Raw genomic sequence first — 17,100 nt, 5'->3', positions numbered from 1 at the left:
TTGACGATGTTCACCACCAAACGGCTCGCGGGCTGGGGGCGTACCGCGCCGTCGGCGGCGACGGTGCTTTCCACGCCGGACCCGGAGCAGATCGCCAAAGCCGTGGCCAACACGGCCGACGCGGGCGGGCGCGGCGTGATCGCGCGCGGGCTGGGCCGTTCCTACGGCGACAACGCGCAAAACGGCGGCGGTCTGGTGATCGACATGACCGAGCTGAACACCATTCACTCGATCAGCGCCGACACCAAGCTGGCCGACCTCGATGCCGGGGTCAACCTCGACCAGCTGATGAAGGCCGCGTTGCCGTTCGGCCTGTGGGTGCCCGTGCTGCCCGGCACCCGCCAGGTCACCATCGGCGGCGCGATCGCCTGCGACATCCACGGCAAGAACCATCACAGCGCGGGCAGCTTCGGGAACCACGTGCGGTCGATGGAACTGCTGACCGCCGACGGCCAGGTCCGCCACCTCACTCCCACCGGCGCGGACTCCGAGCTGTTCTGGGCCACGGTCGGCGGCAACGGCCTCACCGGGATCATCCTGCGGGCCACCGTCGAGATGACGCCGACGGAGACCGCCTATTTCATCGCCGACGGCGACGTCACCGCCGGCCTCGACGAAACCGTCGCGTTTCACAGCGACGGCAGCGAGGCGAACTACACCTATTCCAGCGCGTGGTTCGACGCGATCAGCGCGCCGCCGAAACTGGGCCGCGCGGCGATTTCGCGTGGCTCGCTGGCCAGGCTGGATCAGCTTCCTAAGAAGCTTCAGCGGAATCCGCTGAAGTTCGATGCGCCGCAACTGCTTACGATTCCGGACGTTTTCCCAAACGGGCTGGCCAACAAGTACACGTTCGGACCGATCGGCGAACTGTGGTACCGCAAGTCCGGGAGCTACCGCGGCAAGATCCAGAACCTGACGCAGTTCTACCACCCGCTCGACATGTTGGGCGAATGGAACCGGGCCTATGGCCCGGCCGGTTTCGGCCAGTACCAGTTCGTCGTGCCCACCACCGCCGTCGAGGAATTCAAGGGCATCATCCGCGACATCCAAAAGTCCGGGCACTACTCGTTTCTCAATGTGTTCAAGCTGTTCGGCTCGGGCAATCAGGCCCCGCTGAGCTTTCCCATTCCGGGCTGGAACGTGTGCGTCGACTTCCCCATCAAGCCGGGCCTCAACGAGTTCCTCAACGAACTCGACCGCCGTGTGCTGGAATTCGGCGGCCGGGTCTACACCGCAAAGGATTCGCGCACCACCGCCGAAACCTTCCACGCCATGTATCCGCGCATCGACGAGTGGATCGCCGTGCGCCGCAAGGTCGATCCCCTTCGGGTGTTCGCCTCCGACATGGCCCGACGCTTGGAGCTGCTCTAGATGGTGCTTGACGCCGTGGGAAATCCGCAGACCATCCTGTTGCTCGGGGGTACCTCTGAGATAGGTCTGGCCATCTGCGAGCGCTACCTGCAGAACGCGCACGCACGAATCGTGTTGGCGGACTTACCCGACCATCCACGAAAGGCCGGCGCCGTCGCCGCGATGACGGCTGCCGGCGCCAAGTCGGTCGAGTGGATCGACTTCGACGGCACCGAGAGCGACACCCATCCGGCGGTCATCGACCAGGCCTTCGCCGGAGGCGATGTCGACGTCGCAATCGTGGCGTTCGGCATACTCGGGGACGCCGAGGAGCTGTGGCAGGACCAGCACAAGGCCGTGCTGGCCGCCGAGATCAATTACACCGCAGCCGTTTCCGTGGGCGTGTTGCTGGGCCAGAAGATGCGCGCCCAGGGCTTCGGCCAGATCATCGCAATGAGCAGCGCGGCCGGCGAGCGGGTGCGGCGGTCCAACTTCGTGTACGGCTCCACCAAGGCCGGCCTGGACGGCTTCTACCTCGGATTGGCCGAGGCGTTGCGCGAGTATGGAGTTCGCGTCCTGGTGATCAGGCCCGGCCAGGTTCGCACGTCAACGACGATCGCGCACTGGCAGGCGACCGGCGCCAAGGAGGCGCCGCTCACCGTCGACAAGGAGTACGTCGCCAACCTCGCGGTGACCGCGGCGGCACAAGGTAAGGAATTGGTTTGGGCGCCAGCAGCATTCCGTTACGTGATGATGGTGTTGCGACACATCCCGCGGCCCATTTTCCGCAAGCTACCAATCTGAGCATGCGCAGCGCACTGGCCACGCTGGGCCAGATGGCCGCGGGGGTGGCGGTCGCCCTGGTCGTGGCGGTGCCGTCGCTGATCGCGATCGCCGGCGTGCAGTGGCCGGCGTTTCCGTCGTCGAACCAGCTGCACGCGCTGACCACCGTCGGGCAGGTCGGCTGCCTGGCCGGCCTCGTCGCGGTCGGCTGGCTGTGGCGCCGGGGACGTCGCGTCCTGGCCCGCCTGGGCGGGCTGGTGTTCCTGTCCGCGTTCACCGTCGTGACGCTGGGCATGCCGCTGGGCGCCACGAAGCTATATCTGTTCGGCATCTCCGTCGACCAGCAGTTCCGCACCGAATACCTGACCCGTCTCGCCGACAGCCCCGCCCTGCACGACATGACCTACCTCGGGCTGCCGACCTTCTACCCGCCGGGCTGGTTCTGGATCGGCGGTCGCGTCGCGGCGCTGACCGGCGTCCCGGCGTGGGAGATGTACAAGCCGTGGGCGATCACGTCGATCACCATCGCGGTCGCCGTCGCGCTGGTGCTGTGGTGGCGGATGATCCGCTTCGAATACGCGCTGATCGTCACCACCGCGACCGCCGCGGTGACGCTGGCCTACGGCTCGCCGGAGCCCTACGCCGCGATGATCACGGTGTTGTTGCCGCCGGCGCTGGTGCTGACGTGGTCGGGCCTACGCGCCGGCGCCCGCGGCGGTTGGGCCGCGGTGATCGGCGCCGGTCTTTTCCTCGGCTGGGCGGCCACCTGGTACTCACTGCTGCTGGCCTTCAGCGCGTTCGCGGTGACGCTGATGGCGCTGCTGCTGGCCGGTACGCGCTGGCGGCGGGGCGGCTTCAGGGCCGCGCTCGACCCCCTGCGCCGGTTGGCCCTCATCGCCGCCATCGCCGCGGCCATCGCGAGCACCACCTGGCTGCCGTTCGTGTTGCGCGCGGCCCGCAGCCCGGTCAGCAACAGCGGCAGCGCCTTTCACTACCTGCCGGCCGACGGCGCCGAACTGACCTTCCCGATGCTGCAGTTCTCGCTGCTGGGGGCGATCTGCATGCTGGGCACGCTGTGGCTGGTGGTGCGGGCGGGCACCTCAGCGCGCGCGGGCGCCCTGGCCATCGGCGTGCTCGCCGTGTACCTGTGGTCGCTGTTGTCGATGCTGACCACGCTGGCGCGCACCACGCTGCTGTCGTTCCGGCTGCAGCCGACGTTGAGCGTGCTGCTGGTCGCCGCCGGGGTGTTCGGCTTCGTGGAGCTCACCCAGGCACTGGCCGCGCGGAGCCGCGCGGTGCTGCCGGTTGCCGCCGCGATCGGGCTGGCCGGGGCGATCGCGTTCAGCCAGGACATCCCCGACGTGCTGCGCCCCGATCTGGCCATCGCCTACACGGACACCGACGGCCACGGCCAACGCGGCGACCGGCGACCCCCGAGTTCCGAGAAGTTCTACCCGGTCATCGACGCCGCGATCCTCAAGGTGACCGGCAAGCCGCGCGACCAGATCGTCGTGATGACGGCCGATTACAGCTTCCTGTCTTACTACCCCTACTGGGGGTTCCAGGGGCTGACGTCGCACTACGCCAACCCGCTGGCACAGTTCGACCTGCGCGCCGCCCAGATCGAGAAGTGGTCCAAGCTCAAGACCGCCGACGAGTTCATCCACGCGCTGGACACCTCGCCGTGGCCCCCGCCGACGGTTTTCCTCATGCGCCGCGGGGCGAACAGCAACTACACATTGCGGCTGGCGCAGGACGTGTACCCCAACCAGCCCAACGTTCGGCGGTACACCGTCGATCTGCCGACGGCGCTGTTCGCCGATCCCCGCTTCGCCGTCGACAGCGTCGGCCCGTTCGTGCTGGCCATCCGCAAGCCGACGGCGTAGCGGCTGGAACTACCATCTACCCCCGTGGACGACGCGGAAGGTAACCACCGGATCGCTCGGGTGGTTGCTACCGTCGCCGGCCTGCTCGGCGCCCTGCTGGCGATCCTCACGCCGCTGCTGCCGGTCAACCAGACCACCGCCCAACTCAACTGGCCGCAGAACGGCACGTTCAACAGCGTCGACGCCCCGCTGATCGGCTACGTCGCCACCGATCTGAACGTCACCGTGCCGTGTCAGGCCGCCGCCGGGCTGGCGGGACCGCAGAACACCGGCAAGACGGTGCTGCTGTCCACGGTGCCCAAGCAGGCCCCCAAGGCCGTCGACCGCGGCCTGCTCATCCAGCGCGCCAACGACTACCTGGTGCTCGTGGTGCGCAACGTCGCGGTGGTCACCGCCCCGTTGAGCGAGGTGCTCAGCCCGGCCTGCCAGCGGCTGACCTTCACCGCCCACGCCGAGAAGATCACCGCCGAATTCGTCGGCCTGACGCAGGGGCCCAACGCCGAACATCCCGGCGCGCCGCTGCGCGGGGAGAAGAGCGGCTACGACTTCCGGCCGCAGATCGTCGGCGTCTTCACCGACCTGAGCGGGCCGGCGCCGCCGGGCCTGAGCTTTTCGGCGACCGTCGACACCCGCTACAGCAGTAGCCCCACCACGCTGAAGATGGCGGCAATGATCCTCGGGGTGGTGCTGACCGCCCTCGCCCTGGTCGCCCTGCACGTGCTCGACACCGCAGACGGGACCCGGCACCGCCGTTTCCTGCCCGCCCGCTGGTGGTCCGTCGGCGGTCTGGACGCCCTCGTCATCGCCGTGCTGACATGGTGGCATTTCGTCGGTGCCAACACCTCCGACGACGGCTACATCCTGACCATGGCCCGGGTCTCCGAGCACGCCGGCTACATGGCCAACTACTACCGCTGGTTCGGCACCCCCGAGGCCCCGTTCGGGTGGTACTACGACCTGCTGGCGGTGTGGGCCCACGTCAGCACCACCAGCATCTGGATGCGCCTGCCCACCCTGGCGATGGCCCTGACGTGCTGGTGGGTGATCAGCCGCGAAGTGATGCCCCGGCTGGGCGACGCCGTCAAGCGAAACCGGGCCGCGGCGTGGACGGCGGCGGGCATGTTCCTCGCGGTCTGGCTGCCGCTCGACAACGGCCTGCGCCCCGAGCCGATCATCGCCCTGGGCATCCTGCTGACCTGGTGCTCGGTCGAACGCGCGGTGGCCACCAGCCGGCTGCTGCCCGTGGCCATCGCCTGCATCATCGGCGCGCTGACCCTGTTCTCCGGGCCGACGGGCATCGCCTCGATCGGCGCTCTGCTGGTCGCGATCGGCCCGCTGCGGACGATCCTGCACCGCAGATCCAAACTGTTCGGCGCGCTACCACTGGTGGCGCCCCTGCTGGCCGCCGTCACGGTCACCGCGATCCTGATCTTCCGCGACCAGACGCTGGCCGGCGAGATCCAGGCCACCGCTCTCAAGCGCGCCGTCGGGCCCAGCCTGAGCTGGTTCGACGAGCACCTCCGCTACGAGCGCCTGTTCATGGCCAGCCCCGACGGGTCAGTCGCCCGCCGCTTCGCGGTGCTGGCGCTGGTGCTCGCGCTCGGGATAACCGTCGCAATGTCGTTGCGCAAGGGCAAGATTCCGGGCACCGCCGCCGGGCCGAGCCGGCGCATCGTCGGCATCACCATCATCTCGTTCGTCGCGATGATGTTCACGCCGACCAAATGGACCCACCACTTCGGGGTGTTCGCCGGCCTCGCGGGGCCACTGGGCGCGCTCGCCGCGGTCGCGGTGACGGCCTTGGCGATGCGGTCCCGGCGCAACCGCACCGTGTTCGCCGCCGTGGTGCTGTTCTTGGTGGCGTTGTCGTTCGCCAGCGTCAACGGCTGGTGGTACGTCTCCAATTTCGGTGTGCCCTGGTCGAATTCGTTCCCGGCCTGGCATTACGCCTTCGCCACCGTGCTGCTCGGGCTGACCCTGCTGGTGCTGCTGCTGGCGGCGTGGTTCCACTTCGTGGATCCCGACAACGGCGCGCCCAAAACCCGGCTGGGCGCGCGAGTCGCCGGAATTGTCCAGTCCCCGTTGGCAATTGCGACGTGGATACTGGTGGTTTTCGAGGTGGCGTCGCTGACCCTGGCGATGGCCGACCAGTACCCCGCGTGGACGGTGGGCCGCTCCAACCTCGAGGCGCTGACCGGAAAGTCCTGCGGTCTGGCCGAAGACGTGCTGGTGGAGCAGGACCCCAACGCCGGGATGCTGGCACCCGTGAGCGCCACGGTCGCCGACGCCCTGGGCGCGGGCCTGTCGGAAGCGTTCACCCCCAACGGCATTCCCGCCGATGTCCGCGCCGACCCGGTGATGGAACGTCCCGGTGACCGCAGCTTCGTCGGCGACGACAAGCTGATCACCGGCGCCGAGGCCGGCACCGAGGGCGGCACCACCCCGGCGCCGGGAATCAACGGCTCGGCGGCCCAGCTGCCCTACAGCCTCGACCCGGCGCGCACGCCGGTGCTCGGCAGCTGGCGCTCGGGCATCCAGTTGCCCGCCCACCTGCGGTCGGGCTGGTACCGACTGCCGGCCCGCGACAAGGCGGGACCGCTGCTGGTGGTCAGCGCGGCCGGCCGCTTCGACCCCCGCGAGGTCCAGGTGCAGTGGGCCACCGACGACCAGGCGGCCACCGGACACCCCGGCGGGTCGTTCCAACTGGCCGACGTCGGGGCGTCCCCCGCCTGGCGCAACCTGCGACTGGCGCTGTCCGCCATCCCCGGCAACGCCACCCAAATCCGCTTGGTCGCCGACGACGAAGACCTGGCGCCGCAACACTGGATCGCGCTGACGCCCCCGCGGATTCCGCAGCTGCGCACGCTGCAGGACGTGGTGGGGTCCCGGGACCCGGTGTTCCTGGACTGGCTCGTCGGCCTGGCCTTCCCCTGCCAGCGACCGTTCGGCCATCAAAACGGGGTCGACGAGACACCGAAGTGGCGCATCCTGCCGGACCGATTCGGCGCCGAGGCGAACTCGCCGGTGATGGACAACAACGGTGGCGGCCCGTTGGGGGTCACCGAGTTACTGGCGAAGGCGACCACGATCGCCACGTACCTGAAGGACGACTGGTCCCGCGATTGGGGCTCGCTGCAACGGTTGACGCCGTACTACCCCAACGCCCAGCCCGCCGAGCTGCAGCTGGGGATCGCGACCCGCAGCGGCCTGTGGAACCCGGGCCCGCTGCGCCGCACCTAGCGTCAAAGGCCGGGTAAACACAGCCCGGGGATGCAGCCCAGGTCCGGCGGCGGGGTATCGCCCTCGTACACAAAGTGACCGCGATTGGCCTGGAATCCGTAGTCGACCCAGTACCAGGTGTGGCAGACGGTCATATCCCACACCACGTCGGTCTCCGGGAGGTGTTGCCCCGGGCACCATTGATACGGGCCCCGGGGCTTGGCCTGGGCGGTGCCCGCCGCCAACCCCAAGGCGGCAACCGCGAAACTGACCGATATGAGGGCCCCGGCGGCGATTCGCCTCAGGCTGCGAGGGACGGTCATCCTCTTCCTCCTCTGCCTCGGCGGCTGAAGACAGCGAAAGTGTCGCGCGGGCCGGTTGCGAAATTCTTGCGGCGCCTCGCCCCTTGATCCGACCCATTCGTAAGCCTAGACTTACGGTTCGTGGCCACTTACCAAATGGTCGGTGACGCATGGCAGGCGCTGGCCGACGGGACGCGGCGCTCGATCGTGGAGCGTCTGGCGCAGGGCCCGGCGGCGGTCGGTGAGCTGGCCCGCGACCTGCCCGTCAGCAGGCCAGCGGTCTCGCAGCACCTCAAGGTCCTCAAGTCCGCCCGCCTGGTCAGCGACCGCGCCGCCGGCACGCGGCGCGTCTATCAGCTCGACCCGACCGGCCTCGAGGCGTTGCGTGCCGAGCTCGACCGCTTCTGGGCCCAGGCGCTGGCCGCCTATGCGAAAACCGTCGAGGAGATGGAGGGAGAACCGTCATGACGCGAACACCGAACGTCACCCACCACGTCGTCGTCAACGCCCCGATCGAGCGCGCGTTCGCCGTCTTCACCGAGCGCTTCGGCGACTTCAAGCCGCGCGAGCACAACCTGCTCGCCGTCCCCATCGCCGAGACCGTGTTCGAGCCGCGGGTGGGCGGGCACATCTACGACCGAGGCGTCGACGGCAGCGAATGCCGGTGGGCGCGCGTGTTGGTCTATGAGCCGCCCCACCGCGTGATGTTCACGTGGGACATCGGCCCGACCTGGCAGGTGGAAGCGGATCCGGCCAAGGCAAGCGAGGTCGACGTGCGCTTCACCGCCGAGTCCGCCGACCGCACCCGCGTCGAGCTCGAACACCGCCATCTGGACCGGCACGGCCCGGGCTGGGAGTCGGTCGCCGACGGCGTCGACGGGGACGCCGGCTGGCCGCTGTATCTCGACCGCTACGCGCGCCTGCTCAGCGCCGAGGCGCGCCCATGACCGCGACCCTGATGACGATGGCGCGCGCCGAGCGGACTGACCTCGCCGACTTCCTGGCCACGCTGAGCCCGCAGGACTGGGCGACACCCACCCTGTGCGAGAAGTGGACCATCAAAGACGTTGTGGCGCATGTGATCAGCTACGAGGAACTGGGCGCCGCGGGGCTGCTGAGGCGGTTCGCAAAGGGCTGGGTGGTGCGGGCCAACCAGGTGGGAGTCGACGAGTTCGCCGCGCTGAGCCCGCAACAGCTGCTGGATTTTCTGCGGGACCACCTCACGCCGAAGGGGCTGACCGCGGGCTTCGGCGGCATGATCGCGCTCGTCGACGGCACCATCCACCACCAGGACATCCGGCGTTCGCTCGGCCGGCCGCGCGCCGTCCCCGAGGACCGGCTGCTGCGGGTGCTGGGCCTGGTGCCGGGCAACCCGAGGCTCGGCGCCGGGCGCCGGATCAGGGGACTTCGCCTGCGCGCCAACGACATCGACTGGACGCACGGCCGGGGGCCCGAGGTCACCGGCCCGGGCGAGGCGCTGCTGATGGCGATGTCGGGCCGGCCGGTGGCGCTGGCGGACCTCGACGGGCCGGGGCTGCCCACGCTGGCCCAGCGGATTTCGAAATAGCCTCAGCCCGGGCGGATTTCGAAGGTGAACTCGTGGCCGCCGATGCGGATGCGGTCGCCGTCGGCCAGGGCGGCGCTGCCGCGAATGCGCTGGCCTCCCACCTCCACCCCGTTGGTGGACCGCAGGTCGGTCATCATGAACCCGGTTCCGGTGTCGGTGATGACGGCGTGGTGGCGGCTGACGTCGGTGTCGTCCAGAACGACGTCGTTGTCGGTGAAGCGCCCGATCCGGGTGATCGCCCCCGTGAGCGGGTGGAGCCGCCCGGTCTGGTCGCGCAGCCCGGCGAGCACCGACTCGGCCAGCCGGATCCCAGCGGTGGACGGCTCCTGCCGATAGACGTCGCGCTTGTGCGTGGTCAGGTCGGCCCGTTTCAGACCCAACGGTTCCTGGCGCAGGATTCGCTCGTGCAGGGCGCTGACGGTGCGGCCCGGGTCGATGCCGAGCCCCTCGGCCAGGGCCGTCTTGAGCCGCCGATAGGCGCCGAGCGCGTCGGACTGACGCTCGGTGACGTAATAGGCGGTGATGAGTTGCGCCCACAGCGGTTCGCGGTACGGATGCTCGGCGGTGAGCGCCTCGAGCTCGCCGATCACCTCGCCGGCGCGCCCGCACGCGATCTCGGCCTCGGCACGCGCGGTGTGGGCGGCCACCTTTTCTTCCATGAGCGCGGTGGCGAAGGCGTCGACGAAGGCGAAGTCGCGCAGGTCGTCGAGCACCGGCCCGCGCCATTCGCCCAGCGCTGCCGAGAACTGCCGGCTGGCCTCGTCGAAGCGTCCCGCGGCGGCGGCCTGGTTTCCCGCGACCTTCGCGGCGGTGAAGCGACCCAGGTCGCAGTCGGCGTCGGCCACGCTGAGTTGGTATCCGGGCGGCGCGCTCGCCAGCACCTCGTAGGGGTCGACGCCGGCGCTGCGCAGCAGCCGACGCAGGTTGGAGACGTGGGCCTGGATGCTGGTGCGCGCGGCGGGCACCGGGTCCTCGTCCCACACCGCATTGATCAACGAGTCGACGGATACCGGCCGGTTGCGGTTGATCAGGAGCATGGCGAGCACCGCCCGCTGCTTCGGCGCGCCGACCGGGACCCGGACCCCATGGCTGGTCATCAGCAACGGCCCCAAGGCACCGAACCCGAGACCTGCACTCGTCATCGCGCCGCCAGCCTCCTGGGTGATCGGGGCCGTTCTTGACACGAGAGTTTATTTCGTGGAAGGGGCGCGGCAAATCACCGGGCCGTGACGGCGGCCCCGCGTCCTCCAGAGACAAAGCCGCGTCCCTTACCATCGAGCCTCGTGCCCCACGACCGTAATGAGCGATCGCCGCGCATCCCACGGTCGATCGCCGTCGTCGCGGGACTCATCGGCTTGCTGTTGTGCGTCATCGTTCCCGTGCTCCCGGTGAAGCAGACGACCGCGACCGTCCTGTGGCCCCAGGGCAGCACGGACGGGCACGTCACCCAGGTCACCGCCCCGCTGGTGTCCGGGGCGCCGCGCGCGTTGGACATCTCGATTCCGTGCCCGGCGATGGCCACCTTGCCCCCGGCCGGCGGCCTCGTGGTGTCGACCCTGCCGACAGGCGGGGTGGACACCGGCAAGAACGGGCTGTTCGTGCGGGCCGACAAGGACGTGATCGTCGTCGCGTTCCGCGACACCGTGGCCGCGGTGGCGCAGCGCTCGGCGGTCGCGGCCGGCGCCTGCAGCGTCCTGCACCTCTGGGCCGACGCCGGTGCGGCGGGCGCGGACTTCGTCGGCATCCCCGGAGCCTCCGGCACCTTGCCGTCGGAGAAGAAGCCACAGGTCGGCGGGATCTTCACCGACCTGAAAGTGCCCGCGCAGTCGGGACTCTCGGCCCGCGTGGACGTCGACACCCGGTTCATCACGGCGCCCACCGCGCTGAAGACGCTCGTGATGGCCGTGGGCACCCTGGCGGTCCTCGTCGCCATCGCCGCGATGGCGGCGCTGGATCGGCGCAGCCGCGGCGGCAACCTCCTGCTCGACTGGCGTTCCCTGCTCACGCGGCTGCGGCGCGTCGGCGCCGCGACGTGGCTCGCCGACGGCGGCGTGATCGGAACGCTGCTGCTCTGGCACGTCATCGGCGCCACCTCATCGGACGACGGCTACAACCTGACCATCGCCCGGGTCGCCCCCAAAGCCGGCTACGTGGCCGACTACTACCGCTACTTCGGGACAACCGACGCGCCGTTCGACTGGTACCTCGCGGTCCTGGCCAAGCTGGCGTCGGTCAGCACCGCCGGCGTGTGGATGCGGCTGCCGGCGACGCTCGCCGGGATCGCCTGCTGGCTGATCATCGGCCATTGGGTGCTGCGGCGGTTGGGACCCGGCAGGGGCGGCCTGGCGGCCAACCGGGTGGCGGTGTTGACCGCGGGCGCGGTGTTCCTGGCCGCGTGGCTGCCGTTCAACAACGGGCTGCGGCCCGAGCCGCTGATCGCGCTGGGCGTGATGCTGACCTGGATGCTGGTGGAACGCGCGATCGCGCTGGGGCGGCTGGCCCCGGCGGCCGTCGCGATCATCGTCGCGATGCTGACCGCGACGCTGGCGCCGCAGGGCCTGATCGCCGTCGCCGCGCTGCTGACGGGGTCGCGGGCCATCGCACGGGCGATCCGGCGGCGCCGGGACACCGACGGGCTGCTCGCCCCGCTGCTCGTGCTGGCCGCCGCCCTGTCGCTGATCACTGTCGTGGTGTTCCGCAGCGAGACGCTGGCCACCGTCGCCGAGTCGGCGCGCATCAAGTACAAGGTCGGCCCGACGATCGCCTGGTATCAGGATTGGCTGCGCTACTACTTCCTCACGGTGGAGTCCAACCCGGACGGATCCATGTCGCGGCGGTTCGCGGTGCTGGTGCTGTTCCTGTGCATGTTCGGCATGCTGGTGGTGCTGCTGCGGCGCGGCGGGGTCCCCGGGCTGGCCAGCGGGCCGGCGTGGCGGTTGATCGGCACCACCGCGGTCGGCCTGCTGCTGCTGACGTTCACCCCGACGAAGTGGGCCGTGCAGTTCGGCGCATTCGCCGGGCTGGCCGGTGCCCTCGGCGCGGTCACCGCGTTCGCCTTCGCCCGGATCGGCCTGCACAGCCGCCGCAACCTCACGCTGTACGTGACCGCGCTGCTGTTCGTGCTGGCGTGGGCGACTTCCGGGGTCAACGGCTGGTTCTACGTCGGCAACTACGGGGTGCCCTGGTACGACATCCAGCCGGTCATCGCCAGCCACCCGGTGACGTCGATGTTCCTGACGTTGTCGATCCTGACCGGGCTGCTGGCCGCCTGGCAGCACTTCCGGATGGACTACGCCGGGCACACCGAGGTCAAGGACAACCGGCGCAACCGCGTGCTGGCGTCCACCCCGTTGCTGGTGGTCGCCTCGATCATGGTCCTCGGCGAGGTGGGCTCGCTGGCCAAGGGCGCGGTCGTCCGCTATCCGCTGTACACGACGGCCAAGGCCAACGTCGCGGCGCTCGCATCGGGACTGTCGCCCGCCAGCTGCGCCATGGCGGACGACGTGCTGGCCGAGCCCGACCCCAATGCCGGTCTGCTGCAACCGGTTCCGGGGCAGCCGTTCGGGCCCGCCGGCCCGCTGGGGGGAACCAACCCCGTCGGCTTCAAACCCGAGGGGGTGGGCGACGACCTCAGGTCCAACCCGGTGGTCACCAAACCGGGGGTGGTGAATTCCGACGCGTCACCCAACAAGCCCAATGCCGCCATGAGTGACTCCGCGGGCACGGCGGGCGGGAAGGGCCCCGTCGGCGTGAACGGCTCGCACGCGGCGCTGCCGTTCGGCCTGGATCCCGCGCGCACGCCGGTGATGGGCAGCTACGGCGAGAACTCCCTGGCCGCCACCGCCACCTCGGCCTGGTACCAATTGCCGCCCCGTACCGGCGACCGGCCGCTGGTCGTGGTGTCCGCCGCCGGTGCGATCTGGTCGTACAAAGAGGACGGCACCTTCACCTACGGGCAGTCGCTGAAACTGCAGTGGGGGGTCGCGCGCCCCGACGGCACCACCCAGCCGCTCGCGGAGGTGCAGCCGATCGACATCGGGCCGGAGCCGGCGTGGCGCAACCTGCGGTTCCCGCTGGCCTGGGCGCCGCCGGAGGCTAACGTGGCACGCATCGTCGCCTACGACCCGAATCTGAGTTCCGAGCAGTGGTTCGCGTTCACCCCGCCGCGCGTCCCCGTGCTGCAGACCCTGCAGCGGCTGATCGGGCCGCAGACCCCGGTGCTGATGGACATCGCGACCGCCGCGAACTTCCCCTGCCAGCGGCCCTTCTCCGAACACCTTGGCGTCGCCGAACTTCCGCAATACCGCCTCCTGCCCGATCACAAGCAGACGGCGTCGTCGTCGAACGGGTGGGAGGCCAGCGAGACCGGCGGCCCGTTCCTGATCACCCAGGCGATGCTGCGCACCTCGACGGTCGCGACCTATCTGAGCGGGGACTGGTATCGGGACTGGGGATCGGTCGAGCGGTACTACCCGCTGGTGCCGCCCGATCAGGCGCCGGATGCCGCCGTCGAGCAGGGTGTGACCACGGTGCGCGGCTGGGCCCGGCCGGGACCGATCAGGGCGCTGCCATGAGCGTCATCGACGAACCCCGCGCGGCCACCGCGCAGCCGAACGCCCGTCGCGATGTGCGGGTGACGCGCTGGGTCGCGACGATCGCCGGGCTGATCGGTTTCGTCCTGTCGGTCGCCACGCCGCTGCTGCCGGTCGTGCAGACCACCGCGACGCTGAACTGGCCGCAGAACGGTCAGTTGAACAGCGTTACGGCGCCGTTGATTTCGCTGACGCCGGTCGACGTGACGGCGACGGTGCCGTGCTCGGTGGTGCGCGGCCTGCCGCCCAACGGCGGGGTGGTGCTGAGCACGGCACCCAAGAAGGGCAAGGACGCCGCGCTCAACGCGTTGTTCGTCGTGGCCAGCAGCCAGCGCGTCGACGTCACCGACCGCAACGTGGTCATCGCCAGCGTCCCCCGGGAGCAGGCGGCCTCGCCGCAATGCCAGCGCATCGAGATCACCTCCACGAGCGCCGGGACCTTCGCGACCTTCGTCGGATTGACCGATCCCGCGGGCAAACCCCAGCGCGGCGGTTTCCCCGATCCCAACCTGCGCCCGCAGATCGTCGGGGTGTTCACGGACCTGACGGGTCCGGCGCCGGACGGCCTACGGCTTTCGGCGACCATCGACACCCGGTTCTCCACCACCCCGACGACGCTGAAGCTGGCGGCGATGGTGCTGGCGATCGTGTCGACCATCGTCGCGCTGGTCGCCCTGTGGCGCCTCGACCAGCTCGACGGCCGCCGGATGCACCGGTTGATTCCGACGCGCTGGCGCAAGTTCACCCTCGTCGACGCCACGGTGATATTCGGCTTCCTGCTGTGGCACCTGATCGGCGCGAACTCCTCCGACGACGGCTACATCCTCGGCATGGCCCGGGTCGCAGACCACGCCGGCTACATGTCCAACTACTTCCGCTGGTTCGGCAGCCCCGAGGACCCGTTCGGCTGGTACTACAACCTGCTGGCGCTGATGACCCACGTCAGCGACGGCAGCCTGTGGATGCGGCTGCCCGACCTGGTCGCCGGGCTGGTCTGCTGGCTGCTGCTGTCGCGTGAGGTGTTGCCGCGGCTGGGGCCCGCGGTCACCGGCAGCACCGCCGCCAACTGGGCGGCCGGCATGGTCCTGCTCACCGCGTGGATGCCGTTCAACAACGGCCTGCGTCCCGAGCCGATCATCGCGGTGGGCGCGCTGATCACCTACGTGCTGATCGAGCGTTCCATGTGCGCCTCCCGCCTGACGCCCGCGGCGCTGGCGGTGATCACGGCGGCATTCACCCTGGGGGTGCAGCCCACCGGCCTGATCGCGGTGGCCGCCCTGATCGCCGGTGGCCGCCCCATCCTGCGGATCCTGGTGCGCAGGCATCGCCTGGTCGGCACCTGGCCGCTGGTGGCCCCCATGCTGGCGGCCGGGACCGTCATCCTCACCGTGGTGTTCGCCGACCAGACGCTGTCAACGGTGTTGGAGGCCACCAGGATTCGCACCGCGATCGGCCCCAGCCAGGCCTGGTACACCGAGAACCTGCGTTACTACTACCTCATCTTGCCCACCGTCGACGGTTCGCTGTCGCGCCGCTTCGGCTTCCTGATCACCGCGCTGTGCCTGTTCACCGCGGTGTTCATCATGTTGCGGCGCAAGCGAATCCCCGGCGTGGCACGCGGCCCGGCGTGGCGGCTGATGGGCGTCATCTTCGGCACCATGTTCTTCCTGATGTTCACCCCCACCAAGTGGGTGCACCACTTCGGGCTGTTCGCCGCGGTGGGCGCGGCGATGGCCGCGCTGACCACCGTGCTGGTGTCGCATGAGGTGCTGCGCTGGTCGCGAAACCGGATGGCGTTCGCGGCGGCGGTGCTGTTCGTGCTGGCGCTGTGCTTCGCCACCACCAACGGCTGGTGGTATGTCTCCAGTTACGGCATCCCGTTCAACAACGTCATGCCTCGGTTTGCCGGAATCAGCGTCAGCACAGTGTTTTTCGTGCTCTTCGCGATCGCGGCGGTCTGGGCGTTCTGGTTGCATTTCGCATCGCGCGGGCACGGCGAGGGCCGGCTGGCGCGCGCCGTCACCGCCGCGCCGGTACCCATCGCGGCCGGATTCATGGCGGTCGTGTTCGTCGCGTCGATGGTCGCCGGAGTCGTGCGTCAGTACCCGACCTACTCCAACGGCTGGGACAACTTGCGTGAATTCACCGGGGGCTGCGCACTGGCCGACGACGTGCTCGTCGAACCCGACAGCAACGCCGGCTTCATGGCGCCCCTGCCCGGCAATTACGGTCCGTTGGGTCCGTTGGGGGGAGACAACCCGGTCGGGTTCACCCCCAACGGCGTACCGGACCACACCGTTGCGGAGGCGGTTCAGGAGACGTCGGTGCCACAGCCCGGCACCGACTACGACTGGTACGCCTACGACTGGCGCGCACCGACCAAGCTCAAGGCGCCGGGCATCAACGGATCCCTCGTGCCGCTGCCCTACGGCCTCAACCCGGACCAGGTTCCGCTGGCCGGCAGCTACACCACCGGAGCCCAACAGCAGAGCCGGCTCACCTCGGCCTGGTATCAGCTGCCGAAGCCCGACGACGGGCATCCCCTGCTGGTGGTGACCGCCGCGGGCACGATCGCCGGCAACAGCGTGCTGCACGGGCACACCAGCGGACAGACCGTCGTGCTCGAGTACGCCCGGCCCGGCCCCGGCGGCGACGTGCAGCCCGCCGGGCGGCTGGTGCCCTACGACCTGAACGGGGAACAGCCGAAGGCGTGGCGCAACCTGCGCTTCGCCCGCGACAAGATGCCCGCGGACGCGGTCGCGGTCCGGGTGGTGGCCGAGGACCTGTCCCTGACGCCGGACGACTGGATCGCGGTGACCCCGCCGCGGGTGCCGGAGCTGCGCTCGCTGCAGGAGTACGTCGGCTCGTCACAGCCGGTGTTGCTGGACTGGGCGGTCGGGCTGGCGTTCCCGTGCCAGAAGCCGATGCTGCACGCCAACGGCGTCACCGAGATCCCGAAGTTCCGCATCACGCCGGATTACAACGCCAAGAAGCAGGACACCGACACCTGGGAGGACGGCGTCAACGGCGGCCTGCTGGGCATCACCGACCTGCTGCTGCGCGCGCACGTGATGTCCACCTACCTGTCCCGCGACTGGGGCCGCGACTGGGGCTCACTGCGCAAGTTCGAGACGATCGCCGATGCCCATCCCGCCCAGCTCGATCTGGGCACCGCCACCCGCAGCGGGTTGTGGTCACCCGGCGAGATTCGAATCAAGCCCTAGCTAACGCGGAAACACTTGTATTGCAACGGGTTTTAAATCCGTACGCCATTAATTTTTCATTCGTCGAATAACTCCTGAAATTAACGCTCGAGTAATTGCGCGCCGAATGTTTAATTTCTCCGATTGCGGGTCACTACCTATTTCCCTCGTGGGGTAACTAACACACGCGTTAAAAGG

At 69.5% G+C, this 17,100-nt stretch carries 11 protein-coding genes; 9 read left to right on the top strand and 2 right to left on the bottom strand.

The annotated features are described in order from the left end of the window. Positions 1-6: 6 nt before the first annotated feature. From A5787_RS13325 to A5787_RS13310, 4 genes are read left to right on the top strand one after another with little or no spacing between them, the layout of a single operon-like run. Positions 7-1,371, top strand: a complete 1,365-nt coding sequence (locus A5787_RS13325) for an FAD-binding oxidoreductase (RefSeq protein WP_066967263.1) — start codon at positions 7-9, stop codon at positions 1,369-1,371. Beyond that, positions 1,372-2,154, top strand: coding sequence for a decaprenylphospho-beta-D-erythro-pentofuranosid-2-ulose 2-reductase (locus A5787_RS13320; RefSeq protein WP_066967258.1), 783 nt, complete (start codon positions 1,372-1,374; stop codon positions 2,152-2,154). It begins immediately after the preceding gene. Between the two features lie 2 nt (positions 2,155-2,156). After that, a complete protein-coding gene (locus A5787_RS13315; protein WP_066967255.1) occupies positions 2,157-4,019 on the top strand; it encodes a galactan 5-O-arabinofuranosyltransferase in 1,863 nt (620 codons plus the stop codon). A gap of 3 nt (positions 4,020-4,022) precedes the next feature. Continuing rightward, positions 4,023-7,259 (top strand): arabinosyltransferase domain-containing protein, encoded by a 3,237-nt coding sequence (locus A5787_RS13310; RefSeq protein ID WP_156763923.1) that lies wholly within the window; start codon positions 4,023-4,025, stop codon positions 7,257-7,259. 2 nt (positions 7,260-7,261) lie between these two features. Here the strand turns inward: A5787_RS13310 and A5787_RS13305 are convergent, their stop codons facing one another. Continuing rightward, entirely contained in the window at positions 7,262-7,561 is a 300-nt protein-coding gene (locus tag A5787_RS13305) for a hypothetical protein (RefSeq protein WP_066967249.1), read from the bottom strand. Between the two features lie 135 nt (positions 7,562-7,696). Between A5787_RS13305 and A5787_RS13300 the strand changes: the two genes are divergently transcribed. The 3 genes from A5787_RS13300 to A5787_RS13290 are packed head-to-tail and all read left to right on the top strand — an operon-like array spanning position 7,697 to position 9,107. Next, positions 7,697-8,008: an ArsR/SmtB family transcription factor gene (locus A5787_RS13300; RefSeq protein ID WP_369829114.1), complete on the top strand. Its 312-nt coding sequence runs from the start codon at positions 7,697-7,699 to the stop codon at positions 8,006-8,008. Next, the gene (locus tag A5787_RS13295) at positions 8,005-8,487 is read left to right on the top strand and encodes an SRPBCC family protein (RefSeq protein WP_066967243.1); all 483 of its coding nucleotides are present in this window, start codon (positions 8,005-8,007) and stop codon (positions 8,485-8,487) included. The genes A5787_RS13300 and A5787_RS13295 overlap by 4 nt, the downstream gene beginning before the upstream one ends. Then, positions 8,484-9,107 carry a maleylpyruvate isomerase family mycothiol-dependent enzyme gene (locus A5787_RS13290; protein ID WP_066967240.1) on the top strand — a complete coding sequence of 208 codons (624 nt, stop codon included), beginning with the start codon at positions 8,484-8,486 and terminating at the stop codon, positions 9,105-9,107. Before A5787_RS13295 ends, A5787_RS13290 begins: the two co-directional genes overlap by 4 nt. A 2-nt stretch (positions 9,108-9,109) precedes the next feature. Here A5787_RS13290 and A5787_RS13285 read toward each other — a convergent pair whose 3' ends face one another. Beyond that, positions 9,110-10,249: a BTAD domain-containing putative transcriptional regulator gene (locus A5787_RS13285; RefSeq protein ID WP_066967238.1), complete on the bottom strand. Its 1,140-nt coding sequence runs from the start codon at positions 10,247-10,249 to the stop codon at positions 9,110-9,112. Positions 10,250-10,390: 141 nt separating this feature from the next. Between A5787_RS13285 and A5787_RS13280 the strand changes: the two genes are divergently transcribed. After that, positions 10,391-13,681 carry an arabinosyltransferase domain-containing protein gene (locus tag A5787_RS13280; RefSeq protein ID WP_066967234.1) on the top strand — a complete coding sequence of 1,097 codons (3,291 nt, stop codon included), beginning with the start codon at positions 10,391-10,393 and terminating at the stop codon, positions 13,679-13,681. Beyond that, entirely contained in the window at positions 13,678-16,923 is a 3,246-nt protein-coding gene (embB, locus tag A5787_RS13275; protein WP_066967232.1) for an arabinosyltransferase EmbB, read from the top strand. The genes A5787_RS13280 and embB overlap by 4 nt, the downstream gene beginning before the upstream one ends. Positions 16,924-17,100: the final 177 nt, after the last annotated feature.

This window comes from Mycobacterium sp. 852002-50816_SCH5313054-b (assembly GCF_001667185.1).
GTDB lineage: Bacteria > Actinomycetota > Actinomycetes > Mycobacteriales > Mycobacteriaceae > Mycobacterium.
Note: the sequence above shows the minus strand (reverse complement) of the source record. Positions and strands in the feature narration are given on the sequence as shown.